Source organism: Comamonas sp. C24C (assembly GCF_053345995.1).
Genome location: NZ_JBKFBC010000002.1, coordinates 206311 through 225657, shown reverse-complemented (window position 1 = coordinate 225657; position 19347 = coordinate 206311). Strand labels below are relative to the sequence as shown.

The following is a 19347-nucleotide window of genomic DNA, read 5'->3' as shown; positions in this document are numbered from 1 at the left end:
CCATCATGTTGATCGCCAGACATTCCTCATTCAGATGGCGGCGGCATGAGCCAAAGAACAGTTCCTCAGGCACATATCCGGATCTATCGATATCCATGCAGATCTGAGGCACGCATGAAAAAAGGCGGAGCATGAAACTCCGCCTTTACGTCTTCAGACCTGCCGAGCCTATTGACCGAAACGCCTCTTGGCATCCGCTATACAGGCATCTTTGACATCGCCGGACAACGGATCACAGCGCTCTTTAGCGGCCTTGTAATCCGCTTCCCTGGTTCTCTCGCTGGCGTCCTTTCTTACGTTGGCAATATCACCAGGCTTTGCAGCCGGATCATTTCGAACTTCGGAGACTTTCGCGGACTCCAGTGCCTTTACATGCGCGGCCTTTGCATCCTTTTGACACACATCTTTCGAATTGCCAGAGAAGTCATCGCACTTTTCCTTGGCCACTCCGTAATCGGCATCAGCCTTCGCTCTGGCGACCGCATACTGGTTTTTTTCGTTGGGCTCGGCTTTGTATTTCAGCTCCGCTGACGACACCTTCTCAGCGCCTTTCGCCTGCTCTTCGCAGACGTCCTTGGCATTGCCCTTCAGTGTTTTGCATTGCTCTTTGGCGGCCTTGTATTCCGCGCTGATACGTTGCTTCTCTGCTGTGTGTTCCGCGGGAGTCAAAGCGAAAGCTGATGTGGTTAAAGCGGTTGCGGCGTAAACGATGGCCAGCTTAGGGTTGAACTTCATGACACTTTCCTTTTCAGGTTGTTATCACGATGCCTTTAGACATACGCAATGGATCGTTAACCCGCCCAACGGCGGCACTGCCTGAGCGTGCGCCTCTGTTGTGCAGGGCGAGCTTTGACTCTAGAACCCGTGTGCCTGGCACGGCGTCAGGCATACCTAAAAATGAGGGTGGGTCTGAGCCTACGCCGGCCATCCACAGGCGCTCATCGGTTCAGGGCCCAGAACCCGCTGCAGCCAGGAATGCACGAGGCTCCCAGGCCTGACCTGACAAGGAGCGACTTCAAAAATCGGACTGCGCGTCAGCGCAGGCTTATGCGAAGTTGTCTCACAGACATGCATGGCGATGCCATCTAAGTTTGGACATACGCGGCTGGCCTGACTCCCGCAGGAGCTGCCAGCCTTGTGTTCAACCCCATAACTCAGAGACCCACGTATGTCCCAAACTGCACAAAGGAAAAACGCTCAAGCGCCACTGAAGATCGATACCCAAGCACTGGAAAGAGCCAAGCGCAGCCTGGATGACGGAGCCGTCGTTGAAGAAAAAAGCCCCTGGCGCGAGGACATCATCCAGCTGCTGAATGATTCCCTGGCCACCGAGCTTGTCTGCATTCTGCGATACAAACGCCACCACTTCACGGCTACCGGCCTGTCCTCGCCAGCCATCGCCGGTGAATTTCTCGTGCATGCCAACGAGGAGCAATCCCATGCCGATCGAATAGCAGCGCGCATTGTCCAACTGGGTGGTGAGCCTGACTTCAATCCGGCCACGCTTGTTGACCGCAGTCACGCTGACTACGATGAACAGCTGGACCTGCATTCCATGATTCGGGCCAACCTCGTTGCCGAACGGGTGGCGATCGAGGCCTACACACAGATGATTGCCCTGATCGGGGATAAAGACCACACCACCCGCCGTCTGATTGAGCAGATCCTTGAACAGGAGCAGGAGCACGCTGACGAGCTGTCCGACTGGATGCATAAATAGCAGCCGTCATAAGCATCTGAGCGGGGTATCGGGTCCAAGCCACCGGCTTCCAGTATCCGTTGCCGCAGCTCGGCCAGCCATTGCCAACACCAGAATGCCGGCGCAGGAGGCGCTGCTATGCCGGGCACGTGTCACCTCACGCGCGATGTCCTCACCGCGATGAACGGCTTGAGCTTGTCGTGCCGCCGGGCAGGCCCACCCGCTGCATGGCCGCATCCTGTGCAAGGCAGTGCATCGCCAATGCCCCCGTACTTCGGCCGTGCTCCAGGGCAGGAAACCGATGACCACAGCTGATGCTTCAGTGGTCCGGCAAGGTTCATCGCTGTCATTCAGCCCTGAAATGAGCAACCAGAAGCGGTCCGGGTTGCTCTGGCGAACAGGACACGGCCTATCGGAGCTAAAACCCGGCCTCTCTCCAGAAGACACTTGTCGCAGTTTTCACAAACTGCGCTGCAGCGGCTTCCCAACGACCGCGAATGGCGACTTTGCCACGCCAGCGGTGTTGAAAATCGGTGTCTGCCTCCAGCGGTGTCTCCACATCCAGCACCACTCTGTAGACCGGGCGCTCCGGGTAAAGGGTGGATTGCATGCTTCGGACCTGAATCATGCCTCCAGCCGCCGAAGACAGCGCAGCCTCCGAGAGAGTACGACTCGCGTCCTGATCGACGCTGCGCACCCTCAGATCCAGCACCGGCCCCACACCAGCGTCAGCGATGAAAATTGCGCTGTCGCCGGTGCTGATGCGCTGGACATCTTCTTCCTGCACATAGGCAAGAACCTCCAAGCGATCACGGCCCACGACTCTGCCCAGCAGTTCGTTGCGGGCGAGCCAGTCTCCCGGCCGCAGATCAGGATCCACATCTCGCAGCACTCCGGCGCCCGAGGCATTCAGCCGGTATCGGCTGGCTTCGGTTTCCACCGCCTGCTGTTGGGTGGCCGCCTGCAGCTGGCGCTCCTGCAGAACCTGCCAATCTCGGCGCAGCTCCGAGTCGAAACCTGCCGCAGCTATTTGCTGTGAATACTGGATTCTCTGGGCATCGTTCTGAGCCTGAGCAGCCTTGAGCGCCGGGGAGTCCAGCACAAAGACAGGCGCATCCAGCGCAACCGTATCTGCGTTGCCAAGTATTTGCTGTTGCAGCTGCGATGCGTCAAGCGCATGCAAAGGCCAAATATCACTGGATTGCAACATGCCCTCCGTGCGAATCGGGGCAGGCATCGGAAGCCAGCACAGCGCAACAAGGACACAGGCACCGACAGCGCTCCAACGAGCTCTTCGACTACGCACGATTTGAGGCCAGCGTGAAGACCACGCTGAAATCTCTGACCACACAGGCTTGGCAATGAACCACACGATTTCCACCAGAAACAGCAAAATACCCAACGCCTTGATGAAGAAGTGATAGACCAAGGCCGCAATACCCAAGAAAAGAACCAGCCGATAAATCCAGGTAGCCCAGGCAAACAGAATCAGCCCACGGCGTTTGGCATTGGAGAAAAACTCTGGCGGAGGTTCTCCGAGCTTGAATAATCTCTCCCTCATATCCCAGCGTGCCAGGGCAAAGGCACGTGAGTGCAAATTGGGCATTTGCAGAAAATCGGACAGCAGAAAATACCCATCAAAGCGCATGAATGGGCTTGCATTGATGGCCAGGGTGCTGACCCATGTCGTGGTGGCCAGCAAGAAGGCCATGGATTTGGGTGCCCCCTCCGGCAACCAGACCCAGGCCAGCAAGGCCCATGCGGCAATGATCAGCTCCGTTGCAATTCCGGCGCCCGCCACCTTGAGGCGCTGGTCACGCCGTGTCAACTTCCAGACCTCATTGGTATCTGTGTATGCCACCGGCCATAGCACCAGAAAGGCGACGCCCATGGTGGGAACACGGCATCCGAATCGCTTGGCAGTCAAGCCGTGCCCCAGTTCATGCAATACCTTGACGAACCCCAAAGTCAAGCCATAGGCTGCCAGGCCTTGCCAGGTCAGCGAATCAACCAAGGTCGCAGTAAACACACCCCACGCGCGGGAAACGCCCCAAAGTCCAGCGCACAGAGCCAGCAAGGTAACCCAGCCGAAAGCTCGGCTGAAAAGAAAGTCCAGCCGCGGCGCCCATCGTGTCAGCCAGCGATCGGGCTTGATCAGAGGGACCCGAAAGAAGAGGTAGTTATGCAAAAGCCATTGCATCCAGCTTGAACGCCTGGACTGCCAACGCTCGGCCAGCGTGCCCGCACTATTGGGAAGTGGCTCCAGTAGATCATTGCGCTGCGCAAACTGGAAAAGCGCGTTCACGTCCTCCTGATGCAGCGTCAATGTCGTTTGAGCATTCACATCCTGCACAATCGCTTCAGCGGCCCCAAAATGCCAGCGCTTGAACACCTCAAAGCTGGCCCAGTCCAGCTGGAAAAACAGATTACGCACGGGATCATGCAGGGTCCAGCTGGGCTGGCCATCGGGCAGCACAGGACCGGCAAGCAAATCCAGCTCTTCACGCAATGCAGACCATGCGGTACTCATGCCGACTTACCAGGCAAGGAACTGCCGCAGGACAGCCCAGGGCTTGCGCAAAACCCAATAGACCAGGGGCACCCAATCGCCTTGCAGTTTGGCGGTACCTTTGAGGCCAATACGGGCCTCCTCCCTATTGGGCGGCATGGTGGCTCGCACCCGGTAGGCATAGCTACCATCCGGTCTGGCACTGGCGTCGTATGCCATGTACCGGAGCTTGCCCTCCAGGCCGGCCATGGGATTGGCAGCCAGATACAGCTTCACCGTAGAACCCTGCTCCAATGGAATGGCATCCCCGATGGGGATCCAGGCCTCGATTTCCACCTCATCAGGCCGGGCAATGCGCATCACGCGCTCGCCCGTCTGAACAGGCTTGCCGAGCCATTCCGTGGGGGAATCAAACAGGACCATGCCATCTTCAGGCGCCAGCACCCGGCTGCGCTCACGCTGATCGCTCAGATATTGCACCTCGGCGCGCTTCTCGCCTATACGCCCGACGAGCACGGCCAGCTGCGCCTTGGAACGCGCATCGCCCAAGGCCAGCTGGGCGGATTGCCGGTATTCGGCTTCAGCGGTCAGCAAAGCTTGCTGGGCAACTTCCAATCGGCTGCCGATCTGCGCCTCATCCAGTCCAAACAGGCGTTCACCTTTACGGACCACTTGGTTGGGCTGGACATGAATCTGATCGATGACGCCATCCAAAGGTGCCCTCAACACCACAGGCTGGGCTGCTACCAGTTCACCCGGAGCAAGAACGCTCATATGCACAGGGACAGCACCAATCGCAATAAGCCCGCCAATGATCCAGACAGGCTTTCTCTGCCACCAGCTCCTGGCTACAGCTATTGATACCGCAGGCTTTCGCCAGAACCTGGATTGGCCTGCCTGCAATGCAGAGTAGGCATGGAACCAGATATGACACCATTCGACGAGCAGCGGAAAACGCTGCTCTTCAATAGGCTGCGCCCCTGAAAGCAACAGCCCGCCGCAACAAACAGGTGTCTGGGCATCCTGCACAAGAGGCACCCATATCGCATAAGCGCCCAGCCACTCGCTCCAGGAACTGGCCAGCTCGGGAGGAAGCTGAGCCGGCTCAATGCGCCGAACCTGAACGGATGGCTGCGTCTGGAGAAACTGGCCAACCCCGTGCAGCCACTGCGCATAAGGAGTGTTCCTGTCGGTCTCGACCACGCCGGACAGCGCCGTCACACCATCCTTATCCAGCCACAAACATGCTTGACGGTAAGGCACGAGCAAACGGCTGTCGTTGACCAGCAAAAAACGCAGTTCGGCGCTGCTGCGCGCGGCCCTGGCTCGATGCCCAAGCTCGAGCAGCAGCATTGCCGGGTTTGCGTTCTGAGGAGAAACGGCTGCATTCATCGCACAACCGCCTCATGGGCAGCACCCATCAATCCTTTAGCCATGGACATACATGGACATCCTTTTCCCCACCTGCTGATTCGCTGCATTTGCCATCTTCTCACTCAGCCCAGCCCTCCCTGCGGGTGCGCTGGACGTGGCCCTTGCCTCGCCGATGACCACTTTGACAGTCCGAACCGACTCGTGGCCTTTTCCATCGCTGACCTTGATCTGCAGGACAAGCGTTGTGCTGAGATCCTTGGGTGCGTTGATGCTTAGCTGACCGCTATGACGGTCCAAGCGTACCCATCCGGGAAGCGCCTGCTTACCGGAGAAGCTGAACTGGAGCGACTCGATATCCCACGGGCTCTCCGACGTCAGGAGAACGGGCTTCAGATCCAGAATGCTGGCCCCAGTCGTGACCGAGAACTGCTCAGGTGCCGGATCAAATCCAGAACGATTGGGTTCTGCCGGTGCGAAAAGCAACGCCCACATCCAGTCATTGACGCCCGCAATTGACTGCGGAAGGCCATATTCAGACCAGCTATCTTGACGAGGCATCCCTGTGTCTCGAGATACGGAGCCGAGCATCATCGACGCAGGATGCAGAAAATCTGCATTCGGTTCTGGTACCTCGGAAGGTTGAAATGGAGCGAGACCAAGTCCATCAGAGGAATTACTCACAGCAAAGGCAAATGGAGCATGCACGGCAGGAGGTACCAGCGGTTCAACAACGCCGCTGAGTGAAGTTACCGAAGATGCATTGCCCGCCACGTCCCTTTGCTGAACCCAGAGGCTGAATGCCCCGAGACCAGGTAGCTGGAGGGAGTTCCCGCGGCCTTCAAGCCAGGAAACGCCATTGTCCAAGGAGTACTGCCAGCTTCCTCCCGTTTCCAGACCAGAAATGAAGACCAAGCCCGTTGGCGAGACTTGCCGCCCATTCACCAGCGTGGCTTGATCCAGAGTAATTTCTGGCGCAACCGGATCAAGGGTATCGATGGCATAAGAGTTGGATATTGCGGTGCCGATGCCGCTGTTGCCTGCCGCATCCATATAGCCGGTGCTGTTCAGCGTGATCACATTGCTGGCATCGGTGATGCTGGCTGTCGGCGTCAGGGTCGCCGTCCAGGTGACGCCGTCGCTGCTGCTGAGGTTGCTCAGACTGCCGTTCGCCACAGTGAAGTCACCAATATCCAGCCCCGTCACCGCTTCGCTGAAGGTAATGATGACCGTGGAACTCTCGCCCACCGCCAGCGCCGCGTCGTTCACCACAATGTTGGCTGTCGGGCGCTGGGTGTCGATGGCATAGTTGTTCGAATCGGCGATGCCGCTGCCAGCATTGCCGGCAGCGTCAGTTACCTCGGTATTGTCCAGGGTGATCAGGTTGCTGGCGTCAGTGATGTTGCTGGTCGGCGTGAACGTCGCCGTCCAGGTGATACCACCGTCGCTGCTGCTGACGTTGCTCAGCGTGCCGTTGGCCACCGTCAGGTCGGCATTGGTGAAGCCGTTCACCGCTTCGCTGAAGGTGATGGTGACCAGGGTGCTCTCTCCGGCTTGCAGTGCCGCGTCCGCTACGACGATGGTGGCCGTCGGTCGCAGGGTGTCGATGGCGTAGTTGTTCGAGTCGCTGGTCCCCACTCCCGCATTACCCGCCTTGTCTATCACACCGGTGTTGTTCAGTGTGATCCGGTTGACCGTGCTCTCCAGGTTGGCCGCGGGTGTGAAGGTCGCAATCCAGGTGACGCCGCCATCGCTGCTCGTGACCGTGCTCAAGGTGCCGCCGCTGACGCTCAGGTCGGCATTGGTGAAGTCGTTCACTGCTTCGCTGAAGGTGATGGTGACCAGCGAGGTTTCACCGACCGCCAGCGCTGCGTCCGCTACGACGATGGTGGCCGTCGGTCGCAGGGTGTCGATGGCAAAGTTGTTCGAGTCGGTTGTGCCGCTTCCCGTGTTACCCGCCAGATCGGTGTAGCTGGCGTTGTTCAGGCCGATCACATTCGTGGCGTCGGTGATGCCGGCAGTCGGCGTCAGCGTCGCCATCCAGGTCAAGCCGCCGTCGCTGGACATCAGATTACTCAGACTGCCATTGGCAACTGTGAAGTCACCAACATCCAGCCCCGTCACCGCTTCGCTGAAGGTGATAGTGACCAGGGTGCTCTCTCCCGCTTGCAGTGCTGCATCCGCTACGACGATGGTGGCCGTCGGTCGCAGGGTGTCGACGGCGTAGTTGTTCGAGTCGGTGGTGCCCACTCCCGCATTGCCCGCCTTGTCTGTCACTCCAGCGTTGCTCAGCGTGATCCGGTTGACCGTGCTCTCCAGGTTGGCCGTGGGCGTGAAGGTCGCCGTCCAGGTGATACCGCCGTCGCTGCTGCTAACAGCACTCAAGGTGCCGCCGCTGACGCTCAGATCGCTGTTGTCAAACCCGTCCACCGCTTCACTGAAGGTGATAGTGACCGTGGTGGTCTCTCCGGCTTGCAGCGCCGCATCCGCAACGACGATGGTGGCCGTCGGTCGCAGGGTGTCGACGGCGTAGTTGTTGGAAATCGCGATACCGACCCCGGCATTGCCCGCAATGTCGGAAACCAGCGCGGTATCGAATACGATCAGGTTGGTCGGATCGGTAATCGCCGCAGTGGGCGTCAGGGTCGCGGTCCAGGTCTTACCGCCGTCACTGCTTGCCAGATTGGACAGCACCCCGTTGGCGACGCTGAGGTCAGCTAGGCTGAAACCGCTTACCACCTCACTGAAGGCGATGGTCACCATCGTGGCCTGGCCGACGCCCAGATTGGGATTGGCCACGGTAATGGTCGCAGTCGGGCGCAGGGTATCGATCGAGTAGTTGTTGGACGTGGTGGCGCCGCTGCCGGCGTTGCCTGACGCGTTCTGCACGCCGCTGTTGTCCAGGGTGATGACGTTGGTGGTGTCGGCGATGTTCACCGACGGTGTGAAGGTCGCGGTCCAAGTGACGCCACCGTCGCTACTGCTTACGGCGCTCAGGGTACCGTTGCTCACCACCAGATCGGCATTGGTGAAACCAGTGACCGCCTCGCTGAAAGTGATGGTCACCTGCGAGGTGGAACCGGCATTCAACGTCGGATTGGCCACCACGATTGTCGCCGTTGGGCGCACCGTGTCGATGGTGAAGTTGGCCGAGATGGTCACACCGACACCGGCGTTGCCGAGCAGGTCCGTATAGCCGGGGTTGTGCAGTGCGATCACGTTGCTGGTGTCGCGAACGTTGAGATTCGGGGTGTAGGTCGCCGTCCATGTGATCCCGCCATCGCTGGAACTGAGCGTGCCGAGCGTGCCGTTGGGCATGCTCAGATCGTTGTTGTCGAGACCGGTCACCGCCTCACTGAAAGTGATGGTCACGGTGGTGCTCTCGCCAGCCGACAGCGTCGGGTCGCTCATCACGATGGTCGCTGTAGGCCGGATGCTGTCCACTGCATAGGCATTCGAGTCGGTGGTGCCGGAACCCGCGTTACCTGCAATGTCTGTCACGCCGGTGTTATCCAGGCTGACATGGTTGTTGCCCGCGTTCACGCCCACCGCCGGCGTCAGGGTGGCAGTCCAGGTGATGTTGTCGCTGGTGGTCAGGTTGCTCAGGGTACCGTTGCCGGCCGTCAGGTCGGCCAGGCTGAAACCCGTCACCGCCTCACTGAAGATGATGGTCACCTGCGAACTGCCGCCAATACCCAGTTGATCTTTGGCCACCACGATGGTCGCGGTCGGCCGCTGGGTATCGATCACATAGTTGTTGGAGGTGGTGAGACCCGTGCCGGTGTTGCCCGACGAGGCCGCGTTGACACCACTGTTGTCCAGGGTGATCAGGTTGGCCGCGTTGCTGATGTTGCCGGCCGGGGTGAAGGTGGCGGTCCAGGTGACACCGCCGTCGGCGCTGCTCACCGCGCTCAGGGTGCCCCCCACCACCGTCAGGTCGGCGTTGGTAAAACCGCTCACCGCCTGGCTGAAGGTGATGGTCACCTGGGAGGTGTCGCCGATCTTCAGCGCCGGATTGGCCACCACGATGGTCGCGGTGGGGCGTACGGTATCGATGGTGTAGTTCACCGAACCGGTGGTACCGGCGCCACTGTTGCCGGCGATGTCGAAGACCCCGGTATTTGCCAGGGTGATGACGTTGGTACCGCTGTTGGTGTTGGCATTCGGGGTGAAGGTCCCGGTCCAGGTGACGCCGTCGCTGCTGCTCAGGTTGCTCAAGGTACCGTTGCCGGCGTTCAAGTCGCCCAAGGTGAAACCGGTCACCGCCTCGCTGAAGGTGATGGTCACCTGCGAGGTCTCGCCGGCGCTCAGGTTTGGGTCCGACATGACGATGGTGGCGGTCGGGCGCTGGGTGTCGATCGCGTAGTTGTGCGACACGCTGGTGCCGGTCCCGGCGTTGCCGGCCGTGTCGGTATAGCCGGTGTTGTCCAGGGCGATGACGTTGCTGACGTTGGTGATGTTGCCGGTCGGTGTGAAGGTCGCGGTCCAGGTGACGCCGCCGTCGCTGCTGCTCACAGTGCTCAGGCTGCCGCCCGACACCGTCAGGTCGCTGTTGGAGAAGTTGGTCACCGCTTCGCTGAAGGTGATGGTCACCTGCGCGGTCTGGCCGATGGTCAGCGAGTTCTTGTCGATGGCCACGATGGCGGTGGGTCGCACGCCATCGATGCCATAGTTGTTGGACGTGGTGGTGCCGCTACCGGCGTTGCCCGCCCCGTCGAGCACACCCGTGTTGTCGAGAATGACGTGGTTGCTGGCGCTGTTGATGCCCGCCGTCGGGGTGAAAGTGGCGGTCCAGGTGACGCCGCCGTCGCTGCTGCTCACCGCGCTCAGGGTACCGTTGCTCACCGTCAGGTCATCATTGGTAAAGTCGCTCACCGCTTCGCTGAAGGTGATGGTCACCAGCGACATCTGGCCGATGCCCATGTTCGGGTTGGCGAACACGATGGTCGCGGTCGGCCGCTGGGTGTCGACCGAGTAGGTGTTGGAGTTGGTGGTGCCGGTGCCGGCGTTGCCCACTAGGTCGTTGACCCCAAAGTTGCTCAGGGTGACGACATCGCCGCTGTGGGTGACGCCATTGGTCGGGGTCAGGGTCGCGGTCCAGGTGATGTTGTCGCTGGTGCTCAAGTTGCTCAGGGTGCCGTTGGTCGCCCACATGTCGGCCAAGCCGAAATTGGTCACCGCCTCGCTGAAGGTGATGGTTACCAAGCTGCTGCCACCGATATTCAACGAGTTGTTGCTGACCACGATCGTTGCGGTCGGCCGTTGGGTATCGACGGCGTAGAGGCTGGACAGGGCCACGCCGGCGCCGGTGTTGCCCGAGGCATCTGTGTAGAGGCTGTTGTCCAGAGAGACATAGTTTCCGTTGCTGGTATTGCCGGCGTCCGGCGTCAGGGTCGCGGTCCAGTTGATGTTGTCGCTGGTGCTCAAGTTGCTCAGGGTACCGTTGCGGGCCGTCAGGTCCGCCAGGCTGAAATCGGTCACCGCCTCGCTGAAGGTGATGGTCACCGTGGCGGTCTCACCCGCCGTCAGGCTGCTGTCACTGAGCGAGATGCTGGCGGACGGCCGCACGCCATCGACCACCAGGGCCTTGTTGGCCCCCAGGGAACCGGCGGCGCCGGGGGCGGCCAAGGTGAGGATGGCATCCTGGCTGGCAGCGCCCTTGATAGTGCCGCCGTTGAGGGTCAGCGCCGTGGTGGCGGCATAGTCGAGATCGGCCGCAACGTCACCCGCCTGCACCGTGTAGCTGAAGGTCAGGGTATTGCTGCCCGAACCGGAAACGTAGTTGAGGGTCCGGTCGGTGGCACCGGTCTCCAGCAGCAGCTGGGGGGTACCGGTCACGTTGACATTGGTGTCGAAGGTCACCGCGATGCTGATGACATCGCCGATGCCGTACTGGCCGTTGCCGTTGCTGGAGGTCACACCGGTCACCCGCGGGAAGATGGGTGCCGTGAGAGTGACGTCGTTGCCGGTGCCGCCGATGTAGCTGCTGGTCAGCGCGGCGCCGTTGCCAGTGGCGGCCAGGATGCCGCCCTCGGCAAGACCGCTGAAGGTGCCAGTCACGCCGTCGGCGAGGTCATTGCTGATGATGGTGTAGGCATCGCCTTCCGCCGCCGCGTAGCCGTGGGTGACGGCCAGGTTGGCGGCGCTCACGTCCACCGTACCGTTCACCACGACCTGGTCGTAGCTGGAGCCCGCAGTCAGGCCATTGATCTGCAGCGCCAGTGTGCTCCCGGCGGCCATGGAAAGGGGGCCATTGATGGTGAGGATGCCCGCCGCGTTACCGCCCGGTGCAAGCGTACCGCCGCTCTGCACCGTCACTGCGCCCAGGGTACCGGTACCAGCCAGGGTGGCGCCGTTGGCCACGCTGGTGGCGCTGGCCGTGCTGCCATTGACCACCAGGGTGCCGGCGGAGACGGTAGTGGCACCGGTGTGAGTCTCGGCACCGGTCAGCGTCAGAGTCTCGTTGCCGCTCTTGGTCAGCGTGCCGCCGCCGGAAACCACTCCGGACAGGGTGGTGGCCGCGTTGGTCTCGATGGTCCCCCCGCCTGTCACGCTCACATCGTTGTCGATGGTGGTAGCGCCGCCGATGGCCAGCGTGCCGCCATTGAGGACGATGTCGCCGCTGCCCAGGTTGGCGTCGCTGGTCACCTTCAGAGTGCCGTTATTCAGCACAGTGGAGCCGGTGTAGGTGTTATTGCCAGCCAGCACCACGTCGGTATGGTTGCCGCCGACCGTATAGGCATTCACTGTCAGGCTGCGCGCACCACCGCTCTCGCTGATGGTCCCGGTGAAAGTGATGGCGTCGGCGCCGGTGGCCGGTGATCCGGTGCGAATCGTGGCATCACCCAACAGCACGATGCTGTTGGTAAAGGTGCGGCTGCTGCCGGCAATACCGAAGGTGGAACCGGTGGTGAGGTTGATCGTGCCGCTGCCCAGGGTGCTGCTGCCGATCGCGGCCACCAGGCCGATGCCGCCACTTGAAGACAGGGTGAGGTTGCCGGTCAGGCTGCTGGCGTTGCTCAGGTAGATCTGGCTGTCGCCGGCGTTGAGGCTGAGCGCGCCGCTGCCGCTCATCGGGCCGCCGAGGCTGATCACCGTGCCTGTGTTGCTGCCGGTGGCGTCGAGGGTGACCGTACTGAGCACCTGGGTCGTGCGGTCGAGGTTGAAGGTGCCGACGGTATTGACCGCCAGCGTACCGCCGGCGAGCTTGAGGATACCGCCGCCGATTTGGTTGGCCGAGGTGAGTACCGTCGTGCCGTTGATCTGGCCGAAGGTCCAGTTGCTGAGGCTGTTGTCGGTATGGGTCAGATGGAGGGTGCCGGAGCCGCCCTTGAAGAAGTCACCGGTGCCGGTGATCTGGCCCGACAGGGTCGCCGTGATGCCGAAGCCTAGTTCGATGGAGCCGGAACGGCTGGTGATATCGAACGCGTTGTCGATGGTCTGGCCGTTGCTGGTCACCGAGAAGGTGCCGCCATAGACGCTCACCAGACCGCTGCCGAGGTTGCTGTCGCTGCCGACGGCCAGGATGCCCTCACCGAGAACTGTAGTGCCCGTGTGCTGGCTGGTACCGCTCAGCGCCAGGGTGCCGAAGATGCCGGTCTTGCTCAGCGTGCCGCCGCCGGAGAACACACCCGAGGCGGTCCAGTCGACGTCGGCGTGGAGCGAGCCACCACCGGCACCGAAGACCATGTTGTTGTCGACCGTGACACCGCCAGTGGTGACATCGAAGGTGCCGCCGTTGAACTGCAGCGCGCCGCTACCGAGCGCATCGTCGGTGCCGACCGCCAGGGTGCCGCCATCAATGGCGATAGCCCCCGAGAAGCCGGCTTCGTTGCCGGTGCTGGCCAACGTCAGCGTGCCGGCGCCTGTCTTGGTCAGTGAGCCGCTGCCGGCCAGCGTGCTGGCGATCGTGGCGGTGTCGGTAAAACCGTTGCTGATGGTGAAACCACCACCCAGGGTAATGGTGCTGCCGCCGACGGTAAGGCCATTGGCGCCATCCAGATCGAGTGTGTCGCCGGCGCCACCGGTGACGCCGCTGCCGAGGGTGATGGTGCTGTTATCAGCCAGTACCACTCGAATCGTGTCCGCGCCGCCCTGGGCCGCACCGCGAGCCAACGCTTCACGCAGGCTGAAGCCGTCCGCCGCGTCGCCGCCGGCGTCGTCGTTGCTCTGGTCGACGTAGATGGTGTTGCAGGTGAGCGTGACGTCGCTGTTGACTGTGCCGCCCATGCTGTCGGTGAGCGAGAGGTGGATGTGCGCGTCGCCGTAGGGCGTGTCATTGCGGTAGCTGATGTTGCGCACCACGTCCTGCACCAGCGCGGTGGACGCCGGAAGGCTGCTGCCGGTGAAGGTGATGGTCAGCACACCGCCCGTGTAGCTGTAGGTGGCGAAGGTGAGACCGCCGAACTGCAGGTCACCGCTGAACTGGGTGCCGCTGACGGTGAAGTTGGCGGTGTTCTGGTCGAAACCGAACAGGTCGTTGGCGCTCGGATCGGCTGCTCCGTTGGTATATCGCTGAATGATCAGGCTGCCGCCATTCCAGTTGGCCAGGTTGTCCTCGGCATCGCTGACAATGGCATTGCCACCTGCGTCCAGCACTATCGTGCTGCCGGCGGTGTAGGGGGTACTGTCGCCGTCGAGGTTGGTAACCAGCGGCGTGCTGTTGGTCGGCGCAGTGAGGGTGAAGTCGTTGCCGTCGCCTGCGGCGTAATTGGCGGTCAGCTGGATACTATTGCCGCCGGCGGTCAGGGTGCCGCCTTCTGCGAGGCCGCTGAATGTGCCTGTGACGGCATCGGCGAGATTGTTGGAAATGATGTTGTAGACGTCGCTGAGGCCGGGCGTGTAGCCATGGGTGGCGGACAGGATCGCGCCGGAAATGTCCACGGTGCCGTTGACCACAACCCGGTCGTACTGGGTTCCGGCCGTGGTGCCATTGATCTCGACGGCCAGGACGCTGCCCGCGTTCATCTGCAGGTCGCCATTGATGGTCAGACTGCCCGCACCGGCATTACCCGGGGAGAGCAAGGCACCGCTCTGCACCGTCACATTGCCGCCCAGGATGCCGGTCCCGGCCAGCGTGCCCCCGGCGGCCACAGTGGTGGCGCTGGCGGTGCTGCCAGTAACGGACAGGGTGCCGACGGACACGGTGGTGGTGCCGGCGTAGTTGTTGCTGCCCGAGAGTGTCAGCGCACCGTTGCCGGCTTTGCTCAGCCCAGCCGTGCCGCCGATCGACGCGGACAGGCCGACGGCCGTGCCGGAAGCCACGGACACGATGCCCCCAGCACCATTCAGGGTGATTGCGTTGACGAGGGTGATGTTGTCGGTGATCGACAACGTGCCGCCATTCAGCTCCACCGCGCCAGCTCCGATATTGCTGGCACTGCTGATCGACAGCGTGCCGTCGAATACCCGCGTCGCCCAGCTCTGGGCGCCATTGGTACCGGACAGCGTCAAGGTGCCAGTGCCGTCCTGGGTCAGGGTGCCTGAGCCCGTGATCGTGCCGGAGAAATTACTGCTCAAACCATTGACGCCGACGGTCAGATTCTGGGCGCCCAGTGCCACCGAGCCGGCGCCGAACAGGGTGTCGATCGTCTCATCAGCGGATATCGTCAGCGTCGCGCCGGACGACACTGTCACCGCCGAACTGTCGGCCAGCGCGCCGCCGACCCGGTTGAGCGTCAGTCCGCCCGCCGACACGTTGGTGGCGCCGGTGTAGCTGTTGTTGCCAGTCAGCGTCAGTGTGCCACTGCCAGCCTTGTTAAGGCCGAACAGGCCCGAGATAGCGCCGGCGTAAGTGGTACTGGTGTTGTCGCCGCCAGTCGTCAGACCGGCGTTGAGTACCACGCTGCCTGTGCCAGCCAGCGAACCGATGGTCTCGGCGCTGGAGAGGGTCAGCGTGGTGCCGGCCGATTGCGTCACTGCACTGTTGTCGCCAATCGCCGAGCCACCGCTCAGGGTCAGGCCGCCGGCGGTGAGATTGATGGCCCCGCTGTGGGTGTTGCTGCCGGACAGAGTCAGTGTGCTGGCGCCTGACTTGGTCAGAGTGCCGCTGCCGCTGAGGACGCCGCTCAGGGTGGCATTGCTGCTGTTGCTGATGGTCGATGCCGCAGCAACGGCGATTGCGTTATCGATGGTCGTGGCGCCGGTGACGGCCAAGGTTCCGCCGTTCAGAGTGACGGTACCAGAAGCCAGGTTGTCGTCGGCGGCGACCGACAAGGTGCCGGCCGCAATGGTCGTGCCGCCGGTGAGGCCGGTCTCATTGCCGCTGTTGGACAGGATCACAGTACCGGCGTCGGTTTTGTTCAGCGTGGAGGCGCCACCGGACAGTGCGCCGCTGATCGTCAGCGTCGAACCGCTGGCGGCGCTGATGTCGGCATTGCTGGTCAGTGTGACTGTACCGCTCACTGTGCTGCTGCCGCTGATCTGGTGGAGTGCGCCGTAGTTGACAGCGGACACAGCTTTGCCAGTACCTGCAATGCTGAAGGACTCGGCAAAGGTAAGCGAACCGGCGAGACGCACAGTGGCGCCGCTGCTCACGGTGGTGGCGCCGGCTGTGGTCCCCAACGCGTTGGCGTGGCTGGCGATCACCGTACCCGCCATGACATTGGTGGCGCCGGTATAGGTGTTGTTGCCGCTCAGTTCCAGGATGGCCTGGCCGTTCTTGATCAGCGTGCCGCTACCGGAGACGATGCCGCTCAGGCTGACCTGCGTAGCGCCACTACCACCGCCGATATTGAAGGTACCGCCACTGGCACCCAGCACGATGGCGTTATCGATGGTAAACGCGGCGGCGTTGTTGGTCAGGGCGCCGCCATTCAATGTCAGGGTGCCGGAGGACAGATGATCGTCGCTCTGCACCTGCAAGGTACCGCCGCTGACCGTGATGCCGCCGGACATGTTGGCTTCGTTGCTGACACTGGACAGGACAAGCGTGCCAGCGCCCGTCTTTTCCAGCGAGCCGCTGCCGCCAAGCGTGGCGGCGATGGTGGCAAAGCCGGTGCTGTTGTTGAACGTCAGTGTGGTGCCGCCACCCAGGGTGATGGTCACGCCGCCGTTGACCTGCAGGCCCGATGCCGCGCTGGCGTCGAGGGTCAGGCTCTCGTTGATGGAGAGACTCCCGGCCAGGCCCACGGTGGTAGCGAAGGCATTGGTGAGGACCAGCGTCTGGCTGCCAGTGGCATCGGCGGCGGCAATGGCCACGGCCTCGCTGAAGCTCACACCGTCGCTGACGTTGACGGTAGCGGTATCGGTGGTGTTGGTGACATAGATGGTGTCACTGGTGACCGTGGTATCAGCCGTGGCGCTGGAGGTGCCGTCGCTCAGGGTGAAGCGCACGGTCGCGTCACCAGCCGGCGTATCGCTGCGGTAGGTAATGCGCTGCGCGACGTTGTTGACCAGTGCCGTGGTGGCCGCGGTGCCGGAGCTTGTGAAGGTAATGGTCAGCACGCCGCCCGAGTTGGTGAAAGTGGCGAAGGTCTGGCCACCGAACTGCAGGGCATTGCCGCTGACGGTGAACAGCGCCGCGGCGGTGTTGAAGCCAAAGGTATCTGCAGGAACGGCTGTGCCCGAGCGCTGCACCGTTAGGCTCGCGCCCGCCCAGTTGCCGTTGCCACCGTTGAGCGCACCAAACTCCGTATCGCTGATCGAGGCATTGCCGCTGGAATCGAGAGCCGCACTGTTGCCTACGCCCGCCCAGGCAACGCTGTCGCCGTTGAGGTTGCTGAGGGTAGGTGCCGAATTGATGACGATGGCCTTGTTGGCCCCCAACGAACCGGCGGCGCCAGGTGACGCCAGAGTCAGGGTGGCGTTGTTGGTGGCGGCATCGCGGATGGTGCCACCGTTGAGCGAGAGGGCACCGGTGCTGACGTAATCGAGGTCGGCACTGGTGTCGCCGGCCTGCACCGTGTAGTTGAAGGTCAGGGTGTTGGTACCTGAGCCGCTGGCGTAACTGACCGCCCGGTCGGTGGAGCCCGTTTCCAGGGTGAGCTGGGGAACACCGGTCACCGTGACCGCTTCGTCGAAGGTCACGGTGATGGAGATGACAGCGCCCGGCGCGTAGGTGCCATTGGATGTCGATGACGAGACCGAGGTAACCGTCGGGAGATGGGTGTCGATGACGTAATTGTTCGAACTGGCCGTACCCGAACCCGCAGTACCGGTACTGACCGAAGCAACTCCTGCCAGGTTCACTGTGATCAGGTTGCTTGTGTCAGTGACGTCGGCGTCGGGCGTCAGCGTACCGGTCCAGGTGAGGCCGCCGTTACTCGAACTGAGGCCGGTGATAACACCGTTATTGACCGTGAGGTCAGCGGTGGTGAAACCGCTCACGGCAGTGTTGAACGTGAAGGTCACCAGGGACGTCTCGCCAGCCTTGAGATTGGTGTCGGCTACTATCGCCGAGGTCAAGGTGGGAATTACCTGTGGCGCCTCGAAATTGAGGTCATCCAGGGCAATGCCAATATTGCCGCCGCTTATAGTGAAGCTTGAAATGTTCTGGAAATCGGTGTTGCCCGACGTGTTGATGTTCTCGCGGGTAATGAAGACGTTGTCGCTGAGATAGCTGAGCGCAGAGCCCCCATTGGGGGTGATGAGTATGTTCGTATCGGCGATACCGTCGAAGCTCAGCCCATTGAGGCGGAACATACTGCCATCGGCCATCTCGACCTTGATGCTGGTGACGCCGAACAGCCCGTTCGAGTCCAAGAGCAGGAAGTAATCCGAGCCGTCGTTCCCCAAGGGGGAGAAGACAGATCTGTTGCTCACCAGGCTGCCGTAGTTGGCCCCTCCGATACCAGTGATGGTGTATTTCACGCCATCCAGGGTGAAGACACTGGTTCCGAAGGTCTGATTGGGGTCGTCGTCGTAGTTTTCGTCTGCTGCCACCAGCAGCCCGGAATAGGACGCCACACCATCGACGACCCTGGATTCGATCGCGCCCTGGTTGACCTCCAGTACCCAATCGCCGCCCATTGAAGCTGCCCCGGTCAGGTCGCTGGACGCGGCGACATCGGCGCCGGTGGCCGCAGCCAGACCATCGATGAATGCCCGCCCTTCTCCATTGGCGCCCACCTGGCAGCCGTAGAGCAGGATGTCGCCATCGCTGGCCATCGATTGACCGATGGCATTCAACAGCTCGCTGCGGCTGGCCAGGTCCGCACTGTCGAGCCAATCGCTACCCAGCTGCACCTGGCCGACCTTGCCATGGCTGAGAATGTGAATGGCATCCAGGCCTTCACGGCCCTTGAGGTAGTCGGATATCTGCTGCAGCCCGTCCTTGCTGGCATCCAGCACCACGACTTCGGTGCCCGGCTTCAGGCCGCTGATGAGCTGCTGGTAATTCCTGACATTGCTGTCCACAAACACCACTTCCTGGCGCTGTGTAGCCACCGGCGAACCCTCGGTCATTCTCTGCGCTTCTGCGGTCAGCGCATGTCTCAGTGCGCTGGCCGCGTCTGCCGTGTGCTCTGCCGCCGCAGGTGCTGCAGAATCTGTAGCCGCATGCGCCACATCCACCGCAGCCGCACCGTCAAACATAAAGCGCTGCTCCAATGCCAGCGGGCGCACGGCAGAGGCCGGCTGCAGGCGCTGGGGGGCATCGGTCTTCACTGCCTGCGCCTTCATGGCCTGTGTCAGACGGTTCCAGAATGGGCGAGATTTGCGGGTCATCAAAGTGTCCTTCCGGGATGAAGGTGGCATGGCGCTTGCCTGCCTTGCAGGTTCAGACCGCCGGCTTGCCCTCTTCCTGGGAGCGGTCGGTCTCTGACTATCT

General features: G+C 61.9%; 5 protein-coding genes. 1 reads left to right on the top strand and 4 read right to left on the bottom strand.

What is annotated here, in order from left to right:
* Positions 1–168 precede the first annotated feature (168 nt).
* Positions 169–735, bottom strand: coding sequence for a hypothetical protein (locus ACLBXN_RS04695; protein WP_447611327.1), 567 nt, complete (start codon positions 733–735; stop codon positions 169–171).
* Between the two features lie 433 nt (positions 736–1168).
* Between ACLBXN_RS04695 and ACLBXN_RS04690 the strand changes: the two genes are divergently transcribed.
* Entirely contained in the window at positions 1169–1720 is a 552-nt protein-coding gene (locus ACLBXN_RS04690; RefSeq protein ID WP_447611326.1) for a ferritin-like domain-containing protein, read from the top strand.
* 397 nt (positions 1721–2117) lie between these two features.
* On the opposite strand, the gene ACLBXN_RS04685 is transcribed toward ACLBXN_RS04690, so the two are convergent.
* The 3 genes from ACLBXN_RS04685 to ACLBXN_RS04675 are packed head-to-tail and all read right to left on the bottom strand — an operon-like array spanning position 2118 to position 19244.
* Positions 2118–4229 (bottom strand): site-2 protease family protein, encoded by a 2112-nt coding sequence (locus ACLBXN_RS04685; RefSeq protein ID WP_447611325.1) that lies wholly within the window; start codon positions 4227–4229, stop codon positions 2118–2120.
* Positions 4230–4235: 6 nt separating this feature from the next.
* On the bottom strand, positions 4236–5600 hold the full coding sequence (locus ACLBXN_RS04680; RefSeq protein ID WP_447611324.1) for an efflux RND transporter periplasmic adaptor subunit: 1365 nt from the start codon (positions 5598–5600) through the stop codon (positions 4236–4238).
* Between the two features lie 36 nt (positions 5601–5636).
* On the bottom strand, positions 5637–19244 hold the full coding sequence (locus tag ACLBXN_RS04675) for an Ig-like domain-containing protein (RefSeq protein ID WP_447611323.1): 13608 nt from the start codon (positions 19242–19244) through the stop codon (positions 5637–5639).
* Positions 19245–19347 lie beyond the last annotated feature (103 nt).

Bases quoted from the DNA above. Each gene is read 5' to 3' on its own strand.
- ACLBXN_RS04685 (WP_447611325.1), bottom strand. From the start codon at position 4,229: ATGAGTACCGCATGGTCTGCATTGCGTGAAGAGCTGGATTTGCTTGCC.
- ACLBXN_RS04680 (WP_447611324.1), bottom strand. From the start codon at position 5,600: ATGAATGCAGCCGTTTCTCCTCAGAACGCAAACCCGGCAATGCTGCTG.
- ACLBXN_RS04675 (WP_447611323.1), bottom strand. From the start codon at position 19,244: ATGACCCGCAAATCTCGCCCATTCTGGAACCGTCTGACACAGGCCATG.
- ACLBXN_RS04690 (WP_447611326.1), top strand. From the start codon at position 1,169: ATGTCCCAAACTGCACAAAGGAAAAACGCTCAAGCGCCACTGAAGATC.
- ACLBXN_RS04695 (WP_447611327.1), bottom strand. From the start codon at position 735: ATGAAGTTCAACCCTAAGCTGGCCATCGTTTACGCCGCAACCGCTTTA.